This window comes from Alteromonas sp. LMIT006 (assembly GCF_024300645.1).
In the GTDB taxonomy this organism is placed as follows: domain Bacteria; phylum Pseudomonadota; class Gammaproteobacteria; order Enterobacterales; family Alteromonadaceae; genus Opacimonas; species Opacimonas immobilis.
The window spans coordinates 1752980-1772477 of sequence record NZ_CP101291.1 but is presented as its reverse complement, the minus strand read 5'-3'; the positions used below and the strand labels follow the sequence as shown (position 1 = coordinate 1772477).

General features: G+C 41.9%; 19 protein-coding genes. 11 read left to right on the top strand and 8 right to left on the bottom strand.

Annotated features, from left to right (window positions below):
* Window positions 1–35: 35 nt before the first annotated feature.
* Entirely contained in the window at window positions 36–932 is an 897-nt protein-coding gene (locus NLG07_RS08270) for a LysR family transcriptional regulator (RefSeq protein ID WP_254854996.1), read from the bottom strand.
* A gap of 111 nt (window positions 933–1043) precedes the next feature.
* On the opposite strand from NLG07_RS08270, the gene NLG07_RS08265 reads away from it, so the two are divergent.
* The 3 genes from NLG07_RS08265 (at window position 1044) to NLG07_RS08255 (ending at window position 3785) form a co-directional block, all read left to right on the top strand.
* Window positions 1044–1742 (top strand): CoA transferase subunit A, encoded by a 699-nt coding sequence (locus NLG07_RS08265; RefSeq protein WP_254854995.1) that lies wholly within the window; start codon window positions 1044–1046, stop codon window positions 1740–1742.
* Window positions 1743–1753: 11 nt separating this feature from the next.
* Complete coding sequence (locus tag NLG07_RS08260; protein ID WP_254854994.1) at window positions 1754–2410, top strand: CoA transferase subunit B; 657 nt, start codon at window positions 1754–1756, stop codon at window positions 2408–2410.
* A 61-nt stretch (window positions 2411–2471) separates the two neighbouring features.
* Entirely contained in the window at window positions 2472–3785 is a 1314-nt protein-coding gene (locus tag NLG07_RS08255) for a DEAD/DEAH box helicase (RefSeq protein ID WP_254854993.1), read from the top strand.
* A gap of 29 nt (window positions 3786–3814) precedes the next feature.
* Here the strand turns inward: NLG07_RS08255 and NLG07_RS08250 are convergent, their stop codons facing one another.
* The 4 genes from NLG07_RS08250 to yejK all read right to left on the bottom strand — a co-directional run bounded on the left by NLG07_RS08250 (window position 3815) and on the right by yejK (window position 7250).
* On the bottom strand, window positions 3815–4060 hold the full coding sequence (locus tag NLG07_RS08250) for an EF-hand domain-containing protein (RefSeq protein ID WP_254854992.1): 246 nt from the start codon (window positions 4058–4060) through the stop codon (window positions 3815–3817).
* An 85-nt stretch (window positions 4061–4145) separates the two neighbouring features.
* Window positions 4146–5141: a rhodanese-related sulfurtransferase gene (locus NLG07_RS08245; RefSeq protein WP_254854991.1), complete on the bottom strand. Its 996-nt coding sequence runs from the start codon at window positions 5139–5141 to the stop codon at window positions 4146–4148.
* A 157-nt stretch (window positions 5142–5298) separates the two neighbouring features.
* Window positions 5299–6180, bottom strand: coding sequence for a 6-carboxytetrahydropterin synthase (locus NLG07_RS08240; protein WP_254854990.1), 882 nt, complete (start codon window positions 6178–6180; stop codon window positions 5299–5301).
* 8 nt (window positions 6181–6188) lie between these two features.
* Entirely contained in the window at window positions 6189–7250 is a 1062-nt protein-coding gene (yejK, locus tag NLG07_RS08235) for a nucleoid-associated protein YejK (RefSeq protein ID WP_254854989.1), read from the bottom strand.
* A 108-nt stretch (window positions 7251–7358) separates the two neighbouring features.
* Between yejK and NLG07_RS08230 the strand changes: the two genes are divergently transcribed.
* Together NLG07_RS08230 and NLG07_RS08225 are read left to right on the top strand one after the other, a co-directional pair.
* Entirely contained in the window at window positions 7359–7574 is a 216-nt protein-coding gene (locus NLG07_RS08230; protein WP_254854988.1) for a DUF1414 domain-containing protein, read from the top strand.
* A gap of 7 nt (window positions 7575–7581) precedes the next feature.
* Window positions 7582–9096 (top strand): DUF3413 domain-containing protein, encoded by a 1515-nt coding sequence (locus NLG07_RS08225; RefSeq protein ID WP_254854987.1) that lies wholly within the window; start codon window positions 7582–7584, stop codon window positions 9094–9096.
* Here NLG07_RS08225 and NLG07_RS08220 read toward each other — a convergent pair.
* Together NLG07_RS08220 and NLG07_RS08215 are read right to left on the bottom strand one after the other, a co-directional pair.
* Complete coding sequence (locus NLG07_RS08220) at window positions 9077–9661, bottom strand: D-glycero-beta-D-manno-heptose 1,7-bisphosphate 7-phosphatase (protein WP_254854986.1); 585 nt, start codon at window positions 9659–9661, stop codon at window positions 9077–9079. The genes NLG07_RS08225 and NLG07_RS08220 overlap by 20 nt on opposite strands.
* Before the next feature lie 256 nt (window positions 9662–9917).
* Complete coding sequence (locus NLG07_RS08215; RefSeq protein WP_254854985.1) at window positions 9918–10712, bottom strand: DUF2189 domain-containing protein; 795 nt, start codon at window positions 10710–10712, stop codon at window positions 9918–9920.
* A 313-nt stretch (window positions 10713–11025) separates the two neighbouring features.
* Here NLG07_RS08215 and NLG07_RS08210 point away from each other — a divergent pair, with 313 nt between their 5' ends.
* The 6 genes from NLG07_RS08210 to NLG07_RS08185 all read left to right on the top strand — a co-directional run bounded on the left by NLG07_RS08210 (window position 11026) and on the right by NLG07_RS08185 (window position 18962).
* Window positions 11026–12243 carry a pyridoxal phosphate-dependent aminotransferase gene (locus tag NLG07_RS08210; RefSeq protein ID WP_254856840.1) on the top strand — a complete coding sequence of 406 codons (1218 nt, stop codon included), beginning with the start codon at window positions 11026–11028 and terminating at the stop codon, window positions 12241–12243.
* Between the two features lie 5 nt (window positions 12244–12248).
* Window positions 12249–12851 carry a 5'-deoxynucleotidase gene (gene yfbR / locus NLG07_RS08205; protein ID WP_254854984.1) on the top strand — a complete coding sequence of 201 codons (603 nt, stop codon included), beginning with the start codon at window positions 12249–12251 and terminating at the stop codon, window positions 12849–12851.
* A gap of 21 nt (window positions 12852–12872) precedes the next feature.
* Window positions 12873–14432, top strand: coding sequence for a hybrid sensor histidine kinase/response regulator (locus NLG07_RS08200; protein WP_254854983.1), 1560 nt, complete (start codon window positions 12873–12875; stop codon window positions 14430–14432).
* A 199-nt stretch (window positions 14433–14631) separates the two neighbouring features.
* On the top strand, window positions 14632–17148 hold the full coding sequence (locus NLG07_RS08195) for a chemotaxis protein CheB (protein ID WP_254854982.1): 2517 nt from the start codon (window positions 14632–14634) through the stop codon (window positions 17146–17148).
* 73 nt (window positions 17149–17221) lie between these two features.
* A complete protein-coding gene (locus tag NLG07_RS08190; protein WP_254854981.1) occupies window positions 17222–18517 on the top strand; it encodes an anti-phage deoxyguanosine triphosphatase in 1296 nt (431 codons plus the stop codon).
* A 73-nt stretch (window positions 18518–18590) separates the two neighbouring features.
* Complete coding sequence (locus NLG07_RS08185; protein WP_254854980.1) at window positions 18591–18962, top strand: hypothetical protein; 372 nt, start codon at window positions 18591–18593, stop codon at window positions 18960–18962.
* 28 nt (window positions 18963–18990) lie between these two features.
* Here the strand turns inward: NLG07_RS08185 and NLG07_RS08180 are convergent, their stop codons facing one another.
* Window positions 18991–19497, bottom strand: coding sequence for a pyridoxamine 5'-phosphate oxidase family protein (locus NLG07_RS08180; protein ID WP_254854979.1), 507 nt, complete (start codon window positions 19495–19497; stop codon window positions 18991–18993).
* Window position 19498: the final 1 nt, after the last annotated feature.

Below are 19498 nucleotides of genomic sequence, written 5' to 3'. Positions count from 1 at the left end.
TGCTACTCACCATTATGAGGACGACCAATTTGCGACTAAAACAAAGTGGTAGTGACTCGTTGTTGCATAAACTGCCAAAACGCATTGCCTAATACGGATAAACCATGGTGTTTAGACCGCACCATCCCCATCTGACGAGATATCTCACGCTTGGGTAAACTGACACAATTCAAACCCAAATCCAACATATGCTGGCGCGCCAAATCGGGCAATATGGAAATTCCTAGTCCAGCTTGAATCATATGCCCTATGGTTGCGATTTGACTTGCTTGGGCAATTTGATTCAACTCTATACCTGCATAATCTGCGGCTTGATCAACATAAACACGCAGGCTTGCTTGGTGATCCATCGCTATAAATGGTTCATCGGATAAGTCTTTAAGATGGATTTGAGTATGCTTTACAAAACGATGCTCAGGAGGAGTGACCACCATGAATCCATCATTAAACAAAGGCAAAAATACTATGTCTTGTACTGTCTCCGGCTCAAACGTGAAGGCGATTTCCACTTTCTCGGTCAACACCGCATTAATTGCATGCTCTACGACCATATCTTGAATGTGCAAATGAATGTTGGGATAGAGCTCAAGAAACGCCTTTAGATGTTTAGCAAGACCGCCCTGAGCAAAAGATGGGATACAAGCAAAATGCAACATACCTTGTTCTTTAGCAAACATTTCTTTGACGTGTTGATTCAACCCGACATATTCCCGATAGTACTGTAAGGCCTTTGGATAAAACCACTGACCTTCTTTGGTTAACGTGACTTGACGAGTGGTTCTTTCAAAAAGCTGGCCACCGAGCAGCTCCTCACATTTTTTTATCGTAGCCGATAATGCAGGTTGAGATACAAAGAGTTTTTCCGAGGCAAGGGCAAAACTCTGGCACTCCGCAAGGGTAATAAACGCTTGGAGTTGTTTGAATGAAAGCATAATATCGACATTATTAACAAAAAGTTATTAATACATAAATTAAATCAATTTTACAAATAATTAAACCTTTTTATACTAGGGTAAATGACCTTACAGCTTGAAGGAGCAAACATGGCTGGTTTTGACAAAGTAGTAACAAGTTACGCCGATGCAATGGCGGGGCTAAACGACAATATGACAATAATCGCAGGTGGATTTGGGTTATGTGGGATCCCAGAAGGACTCATTGCACAAATCAAAACAATGGGCACCTCTGGATTAACGATTGTTTCAAATAACTGTGGTGTTGATGATTTCGGTCTTGGCATTCTGTTGGAAGACAAACAAGTCAAAAAGATGGTGTCCTCTTACGTAGGCGAAAACGCCTTATTTGAGCAACAACTGCTCAATGGAGAACTGGAAGTTGAATTAACGCCTCAGGGCACATTGGCCGAAAAGATGCGCGCAGGTGGTGCAGGCATTCCTGCGTTTTACACCGCAACTGGCTATGGCACACCTGTCGGTGAAGGCAAAGAAGTCAAAGAGTTTAACGGACGTCCTTATATACTCGAAGAAAGCATTACCGGTGATTTTGCAATTGTCAAAGCGTGGAAAGCAGACCGCTATGGTAACTGTATCTATCGTCATACCGCACAAAATTTTAATCCAATGGCTGCCACAGCAGGTAAGATTACAGTTGTAGAAGTCGAAGAAATCGTTGAGCCAGGCGAACTTGACCCCGCTCACATCCATACCCCTGGTATTTACGTTGACCGCGTCATTCTAGGCACATTTGAAAAACGCATCGAACGTCGCGTCTTGGCTAAATAAGGAGAATCACTATGGCGTTAACTCGAGATCAAATCGCAACACGTGTCGCACAAGAATTCAAAGACGGTGATTACGTAAACTTAGGCATTGGGATCCCTACCCTTGCTGCTAATTTTGTTCCTGATGGTATATCGGTGATGCTCCAATCAGAAAACGGTTTACTTGGCATGGGGCCTAATCCAACTGAGGAGCAGGTGGATGCGGACATGATCAATGCCGGCAAAGAAACCGTTACCGCGGTAACCGGTGCCAGTATCTTTAGCTCTGCAGAAAGCTTTGCCATGATCCGTGGTGGTCATGTCGATATTACGGTATTAGGCGCTTTTGAGGTCGATGTAAACGGTAATATTGCTTCGTGGATGATCCCCAATAAACTCATCAAAGGCATGGGCGGTGCGATGGATTTAGTGGCGGGTGCTAAGAACATTATTGTCACTATGACCCACGCTGATAAACACGGTAATTCAAAGCTTCTGGCTGAATGCACCTTACCGTTGACTGGCGTGAACTGCATTACCAAAATCATCACTGATTTGGCTGTGTTAGAAGTCAAAAATAAAGCTTACTATTTATTAGAACGAGCACCTGGTGTGACGGTAGAAGAAATCAAAGAAAAAACTGCCGGTGAGTTGGTTGTGCCAGACCATGTGCCAGAAATGCAATTCTAACTAGGTCGGTACGCGTGTTTTTGATACAATTAGATTTGTTAATTATATCAGAGACACGCTTTTGTTATTTTCCGAACTTGGCCTAGACAATCGTATTGTTCAGGCACTTGAAAACCAAAAATTCACTGAAACCACGCCTATTCAGCGTCAAGCTATTCCCTATGCGGCACATGGACGAGATATTCTTGGCTGTGCTAAAACCGGTTCAGGCAAAACCTTAGCGTTTGTCATTCCTATCATTGCTCGTCTTATCTCGCAAAAAGCGATGACTAAACGCGATCCTCGGGCGATGATTTTGGCACCTACTCGTGAACTAGCCAAACAAGTTTTCCAAGTCACACGAGATATGGCTCGTGCTTTGAATTTAAAAACGGCGTTAATTGTCGGCGGAGATAACTATAACGACCAAGCCAAAGTATTACGCAAAGATCCCCATATTCTTGTCGGTACCCCAGGGAGGATTGCCGATCACTTATCCGATCGCAGCTTTTTTCTTAACGGCTTAGAAATTCTAGTTTATGACGAAGCCGATCGCATGTTGGATTTGGGCTTTAACGAACAGTTACTGGCCATTCATCGACAAGCAGACCATCGCAAACGACAAACATTATTATTTTCTGCTACCTTGGATGATCCAAAACTTAGACATTTGTTAGACAGTCTTCTTAATAATCCGCAAGAAATTATGCTCGATGCCAGCTATGAACTGCATGCTGATATCACCCAGACTTTATTTTTTGCTGATCATGTTGAACACAAACAAGACCTTCTCAAGCATGAATTAGAAACACGCCAGTACAACCAAGCCATTGTGTTTGTTGCGACCAAAGCAGATGCAGATAGGCTTTCATCATGGCTCCAACAAACTAAGATGAATTGTGTCGCTTTGCATGGTGATTTGTTACAGAACCAGCGAGCTAATGTCATTAACGCCTTTGGGAATGGGCAACATGATATTTTGGTATGTACTGACTTGGGTGCTCGTGGATTAGATTTGCGGAAAGTCAATTTAGTCATCAACTTTGACTTACCCAAACACGTTGAGGAATTTGTTCACCGCGTCGGCAGAACTGGTCGTGCAGGAGAAAAGGGCACTGCTATATCCTTCGTCGGCCCGCGTGATTGGCAAAGTTATCGCGCATTGAGCAAACACATTACTCAGGAATTACCAGTTCATGCTCACCCTGCTCTACCCGGCGAGTTCAAAGGAAAAGCCATAAAGAAGAAGCTTTCAACAGAGCAAACGAAAACGTTTAAGAAAAAACCGACATCAAAAGCACCCAAAACACACACAAAACGTGTCGATAATACTTCTGGTACGGATATAGGACATGTCCCTATTAAACGAAAACCTCGGCCAGAAGCCGAGGATTAAGAGTAAAACACTTGGTGTGAATGGTTAGATTAATACTCCCACCAGCCTTCCTGCCACCATTTGACAAATTCATCAAAGTCAATCGATCCATCGTGGTTCTTATCAATCAGAGAAAAGCCTTCTTCAACCGCTTTGACTTTAGTTTTAGGGCTTAACACAGTTAGGAGCTCAATAAACTCTGGTAACTCGATAAGACCATTTTTGTCTTTATCAAAGAAGTTGAATTCTTCCTTAATGCTGGCCAGCTCCTCCGGCGATAGGTCAACTTTCGACATACTTACTTCCTTCATACAATTTAATAAGATATTACAGTAAATTGAGATTGAAGCAACTAACCCAAAGTACTAAATTTTAGCTATATTAGTTATCTTGTTGATTCTTTGCTAGTTGTCTTTCGCGTTGCGCTTGGGCTTTAGCAAGTCGACGTTGTTTCGTCACATCACGTGCCTCACTGCCCATATGGACCTCTTGGCGTTCTTTTGCTAGCTGAACCTGCTTTTCTCTTTCACGGAATCGCTCGAGTTGGTCTTCTGAATGTGTACCGAAACATTTTGGACACGTTACGCCCGCTTCATATTGAGGTGATTGTTTATCTTCTTCCGTGATTGGTAAGCGACAGCCATAACACTGGTCGTAATGACTTTTTTCCAAGTCGTGATTAACGGCGACACGATTGTCAAACACGAAGCAGTCACCCTCCCATAGACTCTCATCCTTAGGCACATCCTCGAGATATTGCAAAATACCACCTTCAAGGTGATACACCTCAGAGAAACCCTGTTGTTTCATAAAGGCAGTGGATTTTTCACAACGAATGCCTCCAGTGCAGAACATGGCCACTTTTTTGTGCTTTGCTGGATCCATATTTTGGGCGACATACTCCGGAAATTCACGAAATGTTTTGGTATTTGGATCCACTGCGTGTTTAAACGTGCCTATTTCAATTTCATAGTCATTACGAGTATCGACGACAAATACTTCAGGATCGCTTATTAACGCATTCCAGTCTTTGGGTTTGACATAGGTACCAACCGATTGATTCGGGTCAATACCCTCAACCCCCAAAGTCACAATTTCTTTTTTGAGTTTGACCTTAGTGCGATAGAACGGTTGCTCGTTGTGTAATGATTCTTTATAGGAAATCGGGTTTAGGCGCGCATCACTATTGAGATAGGCAAGTAAGGCGTCGATGCCTTCTCGAGGGCCTGAGATCGTACCGTTAATGCCTTCCGATGCGAGTAACAAGGTACCTTTTATGTGATTTTGTAGCATTACATCGAGCAGTGGCTGACGCATTTCTTTGAAGTTTTCAAGCGCAACAAATTTGTACATTGCGCAAACAATATATTGTGTCATGTGTTTTTCCTTGCGGGGCTGGAACGCAAATCCAGAGCAATAATATAGCAAGCGATTATACTTGGATTTCTATTTAAATGCGAATAAAACCACAATTATTTTAAGGGAATAAACATTCTGATAAGAGCAAGGGTCCTGACTGAAAAGACTATTCTCTTTAACTCAAAGTGCTGATTTTGGCTCCCTTCCCTACACCTTCAAACGCCATAACGGTGACCTTGGCTTGACCACTTCGAGCTTGCTCTTCAGTCAACACATACTGAGCCAGGCATTCAACCGTCGTATCTAACTCAATGACTTCACATTCACTCCGTGGGATAGCTAATTCAAAATCACCTTGCGACGCGGTATAGCGAAAAGCAACATGGGTTACATCACTTATCTCTGGGTAATATTGCGACAATTGATCACACATTACTTCATCTTCACGTGTGCCAATGTAAATGTCAGCCCAACGAGAAGCCCAATGCGCCTCAGCTTCTGGCTGATTCTGATCATTGTAATAAATATGGATTTTGGAGCGGTGACCGTGGGCGATGCGCTGGCAATTACCGTCGTGCTTTTTTAGTCCATGCGTGTAATGATAAAACGCAGTTGGGATGTGTTCAGTTCTCAGCGACAGATTAATTCCAGCCACGTTATTGGGTAGATGAATCGCTAAGATATCTTGCAAATATTCGCCGACAGATGCCATGGTAATGGTGTTTGCATAAATGAACGCATAAGCATCTGCAGGACATGTCAAATGTATTGATTTTTGTTCTGGTCGCACAAAATCCACCCTGACTAACTCGTCTGGTAAATCTCTAACAACCTTGGTAAATTCATGCTCAACTGGAATAAGGAGCTTATGATCAACATATTGATCGATTAATGACTTAAGCTGCTTTTTTACGATAGCAAAATCTTGGATCATACTTTCTTCGTTCAAATCACCATCTAACTCGACATCAACGATCCAACTCTCACCCACCATTCCTCGCTCTGGGCACAGGTACGAAAAGTCCATCACCGTTAAGTCGTTCACAAATAATTGCATGGTCTACCTTAATCTTGCGCTTTAGTTAGTTGATCTTTCAAATTGGGTGGAATTCCTTTGATCACCAATGTATCAGTTACCGGGTCATAGTGTACCTTATCTCCAAGTAACTTGCGGTCAAAGGCAACCGTTACGCCACCACCTTGTCCAGAAAAACGCGCCAGCTTGCGAACTGCTGCACCATCTGGCTGAAACTCAGGTTCTAACGGAGTTTCAAGATGCGCAGCAAAGACACTAAAATCAGCCACTTCGTTTTCGTCTACACGTTTTGGTAGCACATCGGCAAGGTCAGAAACTTTTATATTATTGCCACTGTTGATTTGCTTTTTGTAGTAGTCTTGGACTTCAGCTAGTGACGTATTTTTTTCATCAACCGACAGCGACTCTTCGGCCAGGTAAGTTTCAACTGTTGTTAATAACTGTTGATTTTGCTGTTTGACATCGACTTTTTCTTCACATTGTAAGAAACGCATAAAAAAGTCAGACACCTTGCGCCCCATACGACCTTTAATAAAACTGATGTATCGCTCTTGTTCTGGTTGGACTTTCCAAGCCGTCAAATCTATGCGCAGCGCAAGTTGCATTTTGGCTATATCCAAATGGTCCGAATACAACAATTCCAAGTCTTCACTCACTTCCACATGTTGCTTAGTATTGATTATGCCTATAAACAAATATTCCGTTGCTAAAAACTCGTAATGACTGAAGACAATAAAGCCGGTCTCAACGATATTATCTTGTGCCATTGTGGTAATCAACGACTGACTAGCTTGAGTGGACATGTGCAAAAAAGCATCATCTGATGAGAAAGCGTTGCTTAATAATTCAACAAACGGGACAAGTGCCTCAGGCGGGGTTCCATCATCTTCCACATCGACTTGCGATTCTGCTAACACAAATGAACCAATACCCTTGCTGGGTTTACTCGCAAACACTTGCTGAATCTCTTGCGCTAAGGTAGTTGTGGCCTGGTTTAGTGCAACACAAGATGCGTTTGGAACTAAGCTCATGGCACCCTTCTCATTGGCTCGTAATTGATGCATTACAAAATGATGGATCAAAATACTCATAGATGTCGTTATTCGCTCTTTAGTTTTGAGACATTATATAAAATTTATCCTTATATGATGGAGTTTTTTGTATTATTCTCTACATATTCTGTGTCAAAGAGTAAAAAAATGCCGGTTCAATCCCAATACAATGACGCTCAATATAATGAAATACTTGAGCAGGTGCTCGCAGTACTTGAACAAAACAACGTCAAAACCGACCTTGCATTAATGGTTTTAGGTGATGCCCTCACACACATTTTTAATCAACGCGTCGATGCGAAGGTAAGACAAAAACTCGCCACACAATTTTGTGAAGTGCTCATTCGCACGATTAAGGAATAGTTTCAATATGCTTCTTGGAGAATCTCCTCGCCGTCAGCGCGTCTCTCGCTTAGTCAGTTGGGGACATTGGTTTGCCTTTTACAATATTCTAGTGGCTTTAGTCATCGCCTCTATGTATATCTTTGCTGAACCATTACCAGAATCTCTCCTTGGACAAATCTACTTGGTGATGAATTGGCTCGGCCACGTTAGTTTTTTGACCTTTATGGGGTTCGTGATCGCCATTATTCCTTTGTGCTATTTGATCAACAACAGTCGTTTAGTCAAAGGGTTAAGTTCAACCATTGCCGCCCTTGGACAAGCCATACTTGCTTTTGATGCACTACTCTACCATCGCACTGGATTACACATATCGTGGCAGGAATCCGAGCTGGTGGTAGACGAAACCGTACAACAAGTGGCAACCTTTGGGACGGAGCAGCTTTTATTCTTCGGCTTATTGTTTGTGGTTTGGCTGAGCTTTCAGTTGCTCATTGCAAATGCTATCTGGCAACGAATTGACCGTTTCAGTCGACAACGTATTGAGCAGTCTGTTATTGGTATATTTTTGGCTTGTTTTATCGGTGCACATGGTTTACATATCTGGGCTGATGCCAAACTGTATCAACCTATCGTACAGCAGGATAATATGTTTCCATTATCTTATCCCGCAACTGCAAAAACGACTTTATCCCGTTATGGATTATTGGATATCGAAGATTACAACCAACGCAAGTCAATCCAGTTTGCCTTCGCCATTGATGCCTTAAATTACCCCACTCAACCCATTTACTGTCCGGTTGCTATCGATAAGCCTTGGTTAGTATTTTTCGCAACGGAACATTTAGCGGCCGATTCACTACCGTTTAGCCTCAATCAGGCGCCCTATTATCGCTCGAGTGCATCGCCTGAAAGTCAGATCAAAACAATGACCTATGGTTTACCTAACCTCTATCATCAATATTTACGAACGACTAATCCGGTATTGTTTGATTTGCTATTTGGTTTTGGCATAGATGTCTATATGGATGTCCCAGCCGACACCTATCTTGCTACCCGTAACATTCGATCTTTTTCCCTTAAGGAGACAACAGAATTCAGTAATGCTGTATATATTATATACAGCGATGCACTTTCTATTAGCACTGCATTGCAAGGACTTGACCGAGAAAGCGTTAATATATTGATTTTGAGCCCATCGAATGATGCTCAAAAGCTTGGTGTTGCTTATAGCACATTATCGATGAATTCTGCCTTGGTACTCAACGAAGACATACCCGCAACTTTGATGAATAGTATGGGCTGTAATGTAGCATCAGATACTTATTCAACCGGTAAACCAATACAAAGTGAACAACGTCCATGGCATGTGACAACCGAAGATAATCGCGTTGTCATTTTTAACGACGATTCCATCTCATACATTGAAAGTAATGGGGCGAGTTATTCCGTTTCAAGTCAAACTGGCGCTTTGATTAACCAAGAGCTAAATACGCAGATATTCAATCGCAGTATGAAACACCTCAGTCAATTCGCAAGGTAGCTAAAATACTCGATACAGTCGGCACGATAGTAATCTGCGTGTCGGCTTGATAAGCCTCTTTGGTGTAATGCAAACGTTCCAGCGCTACCGGGTCTGTAGTGCTCGTTACCCAGATTGCCTGTTTTAGATTGGCGATTATTGCAGCTTCAATATCGCGTTCACTATCACCAATCATAATGGATTGGGTCAAATCAATGTCGTGTTCTACCGACGCAAAAAACAGCATACCTGGCTGTGGTTTACGACAAATACACTTACGGGTATTTGATGTGTCTCCTGCGCTTGGATGATGTGGGCAAAAGTACACATCATCAATGATGGCTGCATCAGACAGCAGAGTATCCAACATCCATTGAGTTAAGCGCTTAAATTGCTCAACGCTATACATTCCTCGGGCGATGCCAGATTGATTTGTCACTACAATGCACTGTAACTTTTTGCTATTAATATGGCGTATTAACGCGTGAATACCATCGACAAACTCAAAATCATCGCTATCGCTGACATACCCTTTATCGATATTGATTATGCCATCACGGTCAAAAAAAACAGCTTTGTTTCTCACCTGTCAGACTCTCTTATGCGTTATATCAGTTGTGTTATTTGATAAGTTCATTATTAAGATAGATACGTTATAACCAAACAATGTTATCACGAGCAGTTTGAATTGGTTATATGTAATTTTGAGTTTGATAGTGGTAAATCAGTGCCTAGTCTTTTGTGAATGACAACAAAATGCCAATAGCTTGTGGGCGCGCTGGGGATTACTCAAAAGTCAATTTAAGTCCGTAGCGTAAGCCCACCAATTCGATTAAATAAAATTACTCATAATTACGCTCGCGCTTGGTTTCTATCGTATCAATGTAAGCATGCCACGACGCATAACCAATCAGCGGCATCAGAAAGATGAAGCCTAAGAACCCTGTAACGAAGCCAATTGCAACGGCAGAAAAGATAATACCTGACCAAATCAACATCGGCATTTTATTTAACCAGACGGCATTGATGCTCGTTAATACCGCCGTCGCTAAGTCAACTTGACGTTCCATGAGAATCGGTTGTGTAAATGCGGTAATGAAAAACACGATGGCGGTAAACACTGCCCCCACGCCCACACCCAGAACTAAAAAGGGTAAAAGATTAGTAAAATTAGGATCTAAGTAGGCGGGATATAAGGCATGAATAAGAGAGGCTACGCGAAGCCAAAATACCATAAAGATCATGAGCATCACACCAAATGCCCACTCATTCACTGTGTTGCGGCGAATTGCGCGGAGCGAATGACGCAGCGAAGGCTCATGTTGCTTTTCGATTTCCCAGCTCACATCATATAAACCAGCGGCAAGAAACGGACCAATTAGCATAAAGCATACTATGGCAGGGAGGATCACAAGGTGCCACCCAGTCATTGCCACCCAATAGGTTATCACCCAAGGTATGAATGCAAAAATAAGCCCATAAAAGAGTGATATTATGGGGGCTCTTTGCCAATCTTGCAAAGCCAAAGAAAGCCACTTTATCGGGTCGCCCAGCTCGAGTTCTTTACATGGAATAACACGAGATATCCCGCTTTTACTTATCGCCGTTTCTGGCATTTCATCAAAATGTCTAGACATCTGAACCTCAGCTGTTAACTATTAATTTACATTCAATTAACATTATAACGGCAAATTGGATAATATCCTAATGAAAATCGATGTTGTTCCCTAAGCGAACTAATCTGGAACCCGCTAACTCAACGAACTCATCGTTGGTCCAGATTCAATGGCTAACGCGCAAAGGTCAAACCTGCCAAATAAATTGGTAATATAATACCTCCTATTAGCTAAGACCGTTCTGCACTAGAAAAGTTTCTACTGTCTATGAAAAACACTAGTGAAATCAAGTGATGTAAGGTATTCTTTCCGTATCAGAAACAAGAGCGAAATAATTGTGTTAGTAAACAAATCCAGTAAATTGGATAACGTCTGTTATGACATCCGAGGCCCTATTCATGAAAAAGCCAGAATCATGGAAGAAGAAGGTCATCGTATCCTCAAATTAAACATCGGTAACCCTGCCCCATTTGGCTTTGAGGCACCCGACGATATTTTAAAAGACGTCATCTATAATTTACCTTCCGCACAAGGCTACTCGGAAGCAACTGGGATTTACGCTGCCAAAGTAGCTGTAATGCAATATTATCAACAAAAGGCTGTCATGGGCATTTCGGCTCAGGATGTCTTTATTGGTAATGGCGTCAGTGAAATGATTATGATGTCAATGCAAGCTTTACTCGACACCGGCGACGAAGTGTTGTTGCCTGCACCAGATTATCCTCTATGGACCGCGGCGGTCAGTCTTTCATCTGGCACACCTGTGCATTATCGCTGTGATGAGCAAGCGGGTTGGTTCCCGGATTTGGATGATATTCGCGGGAAAATCACAGCCAACACGAAAGCCATTGTGTTAATCAATCCAAACAACCCGACCGGTGCGGTGTATTCCAAAGAATTACTATTATCGATCATCGATATTGCCAGAGAGCATAACTTGGTCATCTTTAGTGATGAAATCTATGACAAAATCTTATATGACGAGGCGCAGCATACGTGTATTGCATCGTTAGCAGATGACTTGTTTATGGTCACCTTCTCAGGTTTATCAAAGAATTATCGCGTTGCCGGTTTTCGGGCTGGCTGGTTAGTGGTATCGGGAAATAAGCGAATTGCTCGTGAGTATATTAATGGTCTTAATATGCTATCTTCAATGCGTATGTGTGCCAATGTTCCTTGCCAACATGCCATTCAAACGGCTTTAGGTGGTTACCAATCGATAAATGATCTGGTACACGATGGTGGGCGTTTATTGCAACAGCGTAACATGGCGTATGACAAGCTCAACCAGATCGAAGGTATAACCTGTGTTAAACCAATGGGAGCTTTGTATGCATTCGCTCGTGTCGATGCTGAAAAATTCAGAATACGTAATGACGAACAAATGATTTTTGATTTACTGCAAGAAGAAAAAATGCTTTTAGTCCACGGCCGAGCTTTTAATTTGAACGAAGGATGCTATTTTAGGTTAGTGTTCTTACCACATACTGATGTCTTATCTTCCGCTTTTTCTCGACTTGAACGTTTCTTTTCTACTTATCAACAAGGTTAAGTAACATGATGAAGCAGCAAAGTGCTTTTTTAGCTTGGATTTTGCGAATGCCATTAATCAAGCGTTGGGCATTGATGCACAGCATAAAGTCTGAGAATGTCGCAGAGCATTCACACCAAGTTGCTGTGATTGCACATCTGCTTGCGGTCATCCGAAACACGTATTTCGGCGGTAATATTAATCCTGACAAGGTCGCAACAACCGCACTCTACCATGAGGTTTCGGAAACCAAACTTCAAGATATCAACCACGTAACCAAATACCATAATCCTGCCCTCACGGCTGAATTCAAAAAACTCGAAGCGCTTGCTGAGCAAGAATGTCTGGCAACATTACCCCCTAAATTACAACCGTTATTCGATTCTTTATTGATCCAAAATAATGTGGACCCAGAATACAAGCAAATTGTTAAAGCGGCAGATTTACTCTCAGCTTATCTCAAAGCAAAAGACGAACTTCGATTTGGCAATCACGAGTTTGATCATGTCGCTCAACGCTTATCAATAATGATTCAAAACTTTGCTGAAGACATGCCTGAAGTCGAGTTTTTTCTTGAAACGTTTGCTGAATTATGTGCGGTTAGCGTCGATGAATTAAGTCACAATTAAGCAGATAAGCAAATGGATTTAATGCAACCTCAATCACAACTTAATAAGTTCATAGAAGATTCACAAAGACTGGGTTCCTTTGAATTTAACTATGTGTCTGGTGAGATGTTGTGGTCGCAGGGAATGTATCAAGTATTTGACTGTGATATTGAGAATTACTCCCCAGTCATCGAACAACACTCGATTTTTTTCAATGCCGATGATATGGAAAAAATCACTAGTGCCTTGAAGCAGTTGGAAAGATTTCAAAAACCCTTTGAACTGATTACCACAATCCGCACAGCAAAAAATAAACAAAAAAAAATCAAACTGTCTATGACCGGTGAATTTGTCGATGGGGTAATCCACAGACGATTTGGTACGGCTCAAGATGTAACATTAGAAATAAAAGAACAAGAGGAAAGTGCGTTTTTCCGTGAACGCGTGAATCTTGCCCTTTACGCATCCAATACCGGTACATGGGATTATCATGTTGCAAGCGATAAGTTGTATTGGGATGATTCTATGTTTGTGCTTTTTGATGTCGTCTCAGCTCATGATATTCGAGGTTTTAGTTCATGGGTAGATATGATCCACCCAGAGGATCGCAAGGAATTCATTGATAATTTTAACCAGGGTAGTAAAGGATTGTTGGAAAATAACACCCTCCTGATTACCTCTAGAATAATGACGGCACTCGGCCGTATCGCATTTATCAAAATCAATGCTCGGTTTTACATCGATGAAACTGGACAAAATTTTCGTATCGTCGGAACCTGTGTAGATACCACTGAAAGTGAAATAATCCAGCAAGAAATTGTCAATCAGGCTACGCTTGCACAAGAAAATATGATTAAGGCACAGGATGCGACGAATGCTCGCACCCGTTTTTTAGCCAATATGAGTCACGAAATCCGCACTCCAATGAATACGATTATGGGTGCATTACAAATCCTACAAAGTTATGATTTGGATGCAGACTCGCAAAGTCTCATCGAAATGGCCATGCAGTCGTCAAACGATCTCCTCTCGCTGATTAATGATATTCTCGACTTATCTAAAATTGACTCCCATGAAATGGCACTTGAAAGTATCGCTGTCGACATTACCGACTTAGGCAAAAAGGCTATTGATAAGTTTAAATTACAACTACAAAAACCATTAAAGCTCGATATTGAAATCTCACCAGGCTTTAACCCTAAACGCAGTACAGACCCCATCAGGATCAACCAAGTTCTCAATAACTTTTTGGCAAATGCCATCAAGTTTACTCAAACAGGCGCCGTTTTATTGCGTATTTCTGGCGATACAGAAAATGTATCTTTTAGTGTAAAAGATACAGGCATTGGCATCCCTGCTGCCAAGTTGAATTCGATTTTTGAACCCTTTAAACAAGCTGATGAGTCAACCACTCGCCACTTTGGTGGGACCGGCTTGGGTTTAGCGATTTGTAAAAGTATCGCAGAATTAATGGGAGGTGAAATCAAGGTTTCATCGATCGTTGGTGTGGGTTCGACATTTATCTTTAGCGTCCCCATGGCGATCACAACTCTCCAAAAAATTCCCACTAATATTAAACATTTTGACTATACTAAACGATAATTAAAAGGACACACCATCATGTTGTTTGGCGATGATCAACCGACGCTGCTGGAATACTCCACGATGTTGCAACACAAGGATACCGCAACACTAGGATGCCGCTGTGACAATTAGAATATTTACTTCTTGAATAGTGAATGGTTTGTGCTCGTGTGCTATTTTAAATACATAAATGAAAAGATGAATTATGGATATATCGATGCAAGATGAATCTCGTTCAGGCAACACCCCTTCTCACATTGTCGCTATCGGGGCTTCAGCTGGTGGTCTCGAGGCTTTAGAAAGTTTATTTGATGCATTACCCGATGATTTGGGTTGTGCTTTTGTTGTGGTGCAACATTTGTCACCCGACTTCAAGAGTATGATGGATGAACTCCTCAAAAAGCATACGAACATGCCAACGCATCAAGCGACTGAAGGTGAAACGTTACTTGCCGACACTGTCTATTTGATTCCTGCCGGTAAACTTATGCGAGTAACTGATGGTAAGATTTACTTGTCTGAACTGCCACCTGACAATCGCATCAACTTACCCATCAATGAGTTTTTTAGGACTCTTGCAGAAGATTCCCAAAATAAAGCGGTTGGTATTATCTTATCCGGGACTGGTTCAGATGGCTGTCGAGGCATTCAGGCATTAAAAGAAGCTGGTGCGATGGTCATTGCACAAGATCCTGAAGAAGCACAATTTAATGGCATGCCACAAAATGCGATAAACACGGGCTCAGTGGATTTTGTATTAAAAGTCACTGAGATGCCAAAGTACATCAAAAACTTTATCTCGCATCCATTAACTGCGACCACTACTGACAAATTCAAGTTCCATTTATCACAGAATACAGGCATTTTGGAACAGATCCTCAAGCTCATCCAAAAACAAACGGACTTGGACTTTAAAGCTTACAAAGAGTCCACTGTTGCTCGCCGTATTGAGCACCGTATGAGTATTAACAATAAACTTTCTTTGCAAGAGTATTGGGAATACCTACAAGAAAACGAAAATGAAATAGAACTGGTTAAACAAGATCTACTCATTGGTGTCACTCAGTTTTTCCGTGACAAAGAGTTATGGGACAAGGTACGTGAAGACGTTGTTAAACCTCTAGTAATGGAAAGTACTCCGAAGGACCCTATTCGCGTATGGTGTACGGGTTGCTCCACCGGTGAAGAGGCTTACACGATTGCCATGTTATTTGACAGTACAATTCGAGAACTTGGCTTAGAGCGTCAAATCAAGGTTTTTGCTTCAGACATTGATCAGTCCGCTGTCGCGTACGCAGCGACCGGAATTTACCCTACTGGCATCTCCAATGAGGTGCCCAGTAGATACCTAAGCACCTACTTCCATACCCTTTCTGATGGAAATTACCAAGTTACAAAAGAGCTACGCTCGCTGGTTGTATTGGCCACACACAATGTCATTCAAGATCCGCCATTCTCGAACATGGATTTGGTTAGCTGTCGTAATACATTGATTTATTTACAGACCCCAGCACAACAAAAAGCGCTCGCATTTTTCCATTTTGCGCTCAAGAAAAATGGCTACATGGTGCTTGGTAGCGCTGAATCCCCAGGAAATTTCTCAAACTATTTCCACACCATTGACTCAAAACTGCGCGTATACCAAAAAACCCAAGATTTACGCATCCCTGTTTCATCGATTACCACGCAAGGGATCCGTCGCGGCGGGTATGAACCAAAAACCATTCCACAATACATCGAACGCATCAACAAACGTGCGATTAAGCCGCGCAATCGCTTGATCGGAATAAAGTCATTACAAGAACGTTATATTCCGCCTACGTTTATCATCGATTCCAAACTACAACTGGTATACAGCTACGGGGATACGTCGATCTTCACGACAAAACTTAAGCCCGGCGAAGTCACTAAAGATGTTGCTGATATTTTGATTCCTGAATTAACCAGTCACGTTTTGTCTGCTGCACACCAAGTAATTAGGGAAGACAAAAGCGTATTAATGGAAAGTGTGTTAAGCGAAAAGGACGCCGAGGGCATGCTTAAAAGCTATGGTTTGAACTGCTATACCTTTACCGAAGATGATGAAGTCGAAAAATACATCGCCATCAGCTTTATTGAAGAAAGCGTCAGTAGCAAGCCAGTTGCTGACGTAGTTTATACCCCAGATGAACAAACCCAGCAACGAATTATGGAACTCGATAGCTCGCTTGTTGAATGTCAGCGTATGTATCGTGAGGCATTAGAGGATTTGGATACCACTAGTGAGGAATTACAGTCGAGTAATGAAGAACTCATGGCGGCCAACGAAGAGTTGCAATCAACCAACGAAGAATTGCAATCGGTAAACGAAGAGTTGTATACGGTAAACAGCGAATATCAACAAAAAATTGTCGAACTGACAGATATTAATAATGACTTAGAGAATTTATTAACTGCCACAGAACTTGCCGTGTTGTTCTTGGATTCTGATTTGCGCATTCGTCGTTATACTCGTCCATTAACGAACTTTATGAATATCATGGACTTCGATTTGAATCGTCCATTTATGGATTTGTCACTCAAGTTCGAATTTGAAGGTTTGCACGAACACATAAACAGCGTCAACAACGGCGGTGAAAGTGTCCATCAAACGACCAAAGCTGAAAATGGGCGAGAAGTTGAGATATCAATCAGTCCTTACACCATTGGTCAGAATAACAATGGTGTGGTTATCTCCATGCGAGAGCTCAAATAACGTCTTATCGACATTCACCAAGTTAAAGGGTAATGTGAGCGCATTGCCCTTTTTTATGAGAAGGATTTAAGGAATGACTCACCAAATTTGGGAACAACGTTTTCAACCGAGAACCGATTTAAGGGACGGCGACCACCGCAGTGCGGCTCAGCGCGATAAAGCAAGAGTAATGCACTCAGCTGCATTTCGTCGCTTGCAAGCCAAGACACAAATACACGGTATCGGGGTTAATGATTTTTATCGCACTCGTCTGACTCATTCACTTGAGGCGGCTCAAATTGGTGCAGGGATCACCGAACAACTCAATTCTAAATTTCCAACACAGTCAAAGATGTTGTCTTTGGACAGCGATTTAATCGAAACCATATGTATGGCGCATGATATCGGTCATCCGCCATTTGGCCATGGTGGCGAAATTGCATTAAATTATGTTTTAAAAGACAACGGTGGTTTTGAAGGAAATGGACAAACCTTTCGCATCGTTTCGGCTCTCGAACCCTATACCAAAGCCAATGGTATGAATCTGTCAAGACGTACTTTACTGGGTCTGATTAAATACCCAAATTATCTTGATAATCTAAGTGCACCCTACCCTGATTGTCAGGCTAGCAGCATCAGAGAAATTATTGCCCGAAACTATATCCCACCAAAAGGACTGTATCAGTGTGATGCAAACGTATTTGAATGGTTGCTATCTGGTATTGACCAAGATGATGCTCAGACATTCATGGATTTCTGTGAAATTCCTAATGCACATAGTAAAACACTGTATAAAAGTTTTGATTGTTCCGTCATGGAACTTGCTGATGATATAGCATATGGGATCCATGATTTGGAAGACGCTATCGTGTTACATAAAGTTCATATTGCACAATTTATGGAAGAAGTCGTTACCCCCATACAACGCAACAACACGCGTTTATCCGAACGCATTAACACTCTAGCAAAAGAGCTGTTTTCCGAAGAGAGTTATCGTCGTAAAAATGCCATTGGTGCCATTGTAAATAATTTCATAACCGCTATCGAAATCACTCGCCAAGAACGCTTCAAAACCCCTTTACTTGATTTTCAAGCGGTACTGCCCGATGCGGATAAACAGGACCTGTTGAGTTTCAAAGGATTTGTTTGGAAACACGTTATTCAAACGACAGATGTGCAAATCGCAGAGTATCGAGGGCAGCAAATTGTCATTGAATTATTTCAAGCTTTTCAGTCTGATCCCGAACGATTACTGCCGACGAACACTTACCGCAGATGGCTGAAAAACCGTGAAATAGGCTTGGAAAAACGGGCAATCGTTGACTATCTTGCCGGTATGACTGACGAGTATGCTTTTAAAATGCACCACAATTTATTTGGTACCAAGTAAAAAAACATTTGACTGTATAAAAACACAGTACTAATATACCTATACTGTTTATTTAACCAGTATAGGTATAGAGATGTCACTGCACACACAACACATTAATACAACAGACTTTGCTCCGCAAATACTTGCTAACGTTTCTAGTTCATTAAAAACTGGCAAAGTGGCTCGTAAGTGGAATTATTTATTGTCTGATACGTTGCGCTTTAGTGATACACAAACCCATGGCATTCGTATCCAGAAACCTGCAAAAGACATGGTGTTTGATTATTGCGTAAAGATCGTATCTCAACAACAAGTCGATACCCTGTACATAGAACAACACTCTTTTACTGCCTCTGAGCTGTTTAACCTAACCATGCTGTGCAAAAATAAGCGAGTGAATTTAGTACACTTGACCAAAGCACCACAAACCAAAACAAATAATGTAGTATACGGACCTTGGTAAGAGACATCAGATGATTGATTTAGTCAACTTACACCGGAATCGACTGCTCTTGCCAGGATGTACAAGGTTGGTATAGATACCGCTCATGTGACTGGCCTAGATACAAGTAGTCCACCTGTGTAATCGTACATACCGAAACGATAAAGTTAGCAGGAGGTCTGTCGTTAGCTGGTTTAAAGGACTCACGCGCAGACACTGAAAGCTCTTGCCAAATTTGTTGCCGACACTGTGCGTCGTTTATATCGGCATCATCTCCTACCAACTGGCACTCAACACGCAACCGATACTGCTCTCTAGTTTTAGCAAAATACCAAGCAATCTCGGCTTGAGGTTGACTCTGTAATGAGCGGACTTTATCGCAATCTTTTTCAGTTACGAAATACAATTGCGTATCCGCATCATTAAAACCACGAAACACAATCGTACGGTTTTGTACACCAAGTGCCTCGCAATATGTAGCAAGTTGAAGATAACGGCTATCAGGTTTGCTTCTCGATAGATGCAAAGAGCGAGCAAGACGTTGTTTCCATATCATG

Excerpts from the sequence above, each read along its gene's own strand:
- NLG07_RS08185 (WP_254854980.1), top strand. The coding sequence starts at position 18,591 with ATGTCACTGCACACACAACACATTAATACAACAGACTTTGCTCCGCAA.
- NLG07_RS08180 (WP_254854979.1), bottom strand. The coding sequence starts at position 19,497 with ATGATATGGAAACAACGTCTTGCTCGCTCTTTGCATCTATCGAGAAGC.
- NLG07_RS08215 (WP_254854985.1), bottom strand. The coding sequence starts at position 10,712 with ATGTCTAGACATTTTGATGAAATGCCAGAAACGGCGATAAGTAAAAGC.
- NLG07_RS08200 (WP_254854983.1), top strand. The coding sequence starts at position 12,873 with ATGCAACCTCAATCACAACTTAATAAGTTCATAGAAGATTCACAAAGA.
- NLG07_RS08250 (WP_254854992.1), bottom strand. The coding sequence starts at position 4,060 with ATGTCGAAAGTTGACCTATCGCCGGAGGAGCTGGCCAGCATTAAGGAA.
- NLG07_RS08270 (WP_254854996.1), bottom strand. The coding sequence starts at position 932 with ATGCTTTCATTCAAACAACTCCAAGCGTTTATTACCCTTGCGGAGTGC.
- NLG07_RS08195 (WP_254854982.1), top strand. The coding sequence starts at position 14,632 with ATGCAAGATGAATCTCGTTCAGGCAACACCCCTTCTCACATTGTCGCT.
- NLG07_RS08245 (WP_254854991.1), bottom strand. The coding sequence starts at position 5,141 with ATGACACAATATATTGTTTGCGCAATGTACAAATTTGTTGCGCTTGAA.
- yejK (WP_254854989.1), bottom strand. The coding sequence starts at position 7,250 with ATGAGTATTTTGATCCATCATTTTGTAATGCATCAATTACGAGCCAAT.
- NLG07_RS08265 (WP_254854995.1), top strand. The coding sequence starts at position 1,044 with ATGGCTGGTTTTGACAAAGTAGTAACAAGTTACGCCGATGCAATGGCG.
- NLG07_RS08230 (WP_254854988.1), top strand. The coding sequence starts at position 7,359 with ATGCCGGTTCAATCCCAATACAATGACGCTCAATATAATGAAATACTT.
- NLG07_RS08225 (WP_254854987.1), top strand. The coding sequence starts at position 7,582 with ATGCTTCTTGGAGAATCTCCTCGCCGTCAGCGCGTCTCTCGCTTAGTC.
- NLG07_RS08190 (WP_254854981.1), top strand. The coding sequence starts at position 17,222 with ATGACTCACCAAATTTGGGAACAACGTTTTCAACCGAGAACCGATTTA.
- NLG07_RS08260 (WP_254854994.1), top strand. The coding sequence starts at position 1,754 with ATGGCGTTAACTCGAGATCAAATCGCAACACGTGTCGCACAAGAATTC.
- yfbR (WP_254854984.1), top strand. The coding sequence starts at position 12,249 with ATGATGAAGCAGCAAAGTGCTTTTTTAGCTTGGATTTTGCGAATGCCA.
- NLG07_RS08240 (WP_254854990.1), bottom strand. The coding sequence starts at position 6,180 with ATGCAATTATTTGTGAACGACTTAACGGTGATGGACTTTTCGTACCTG.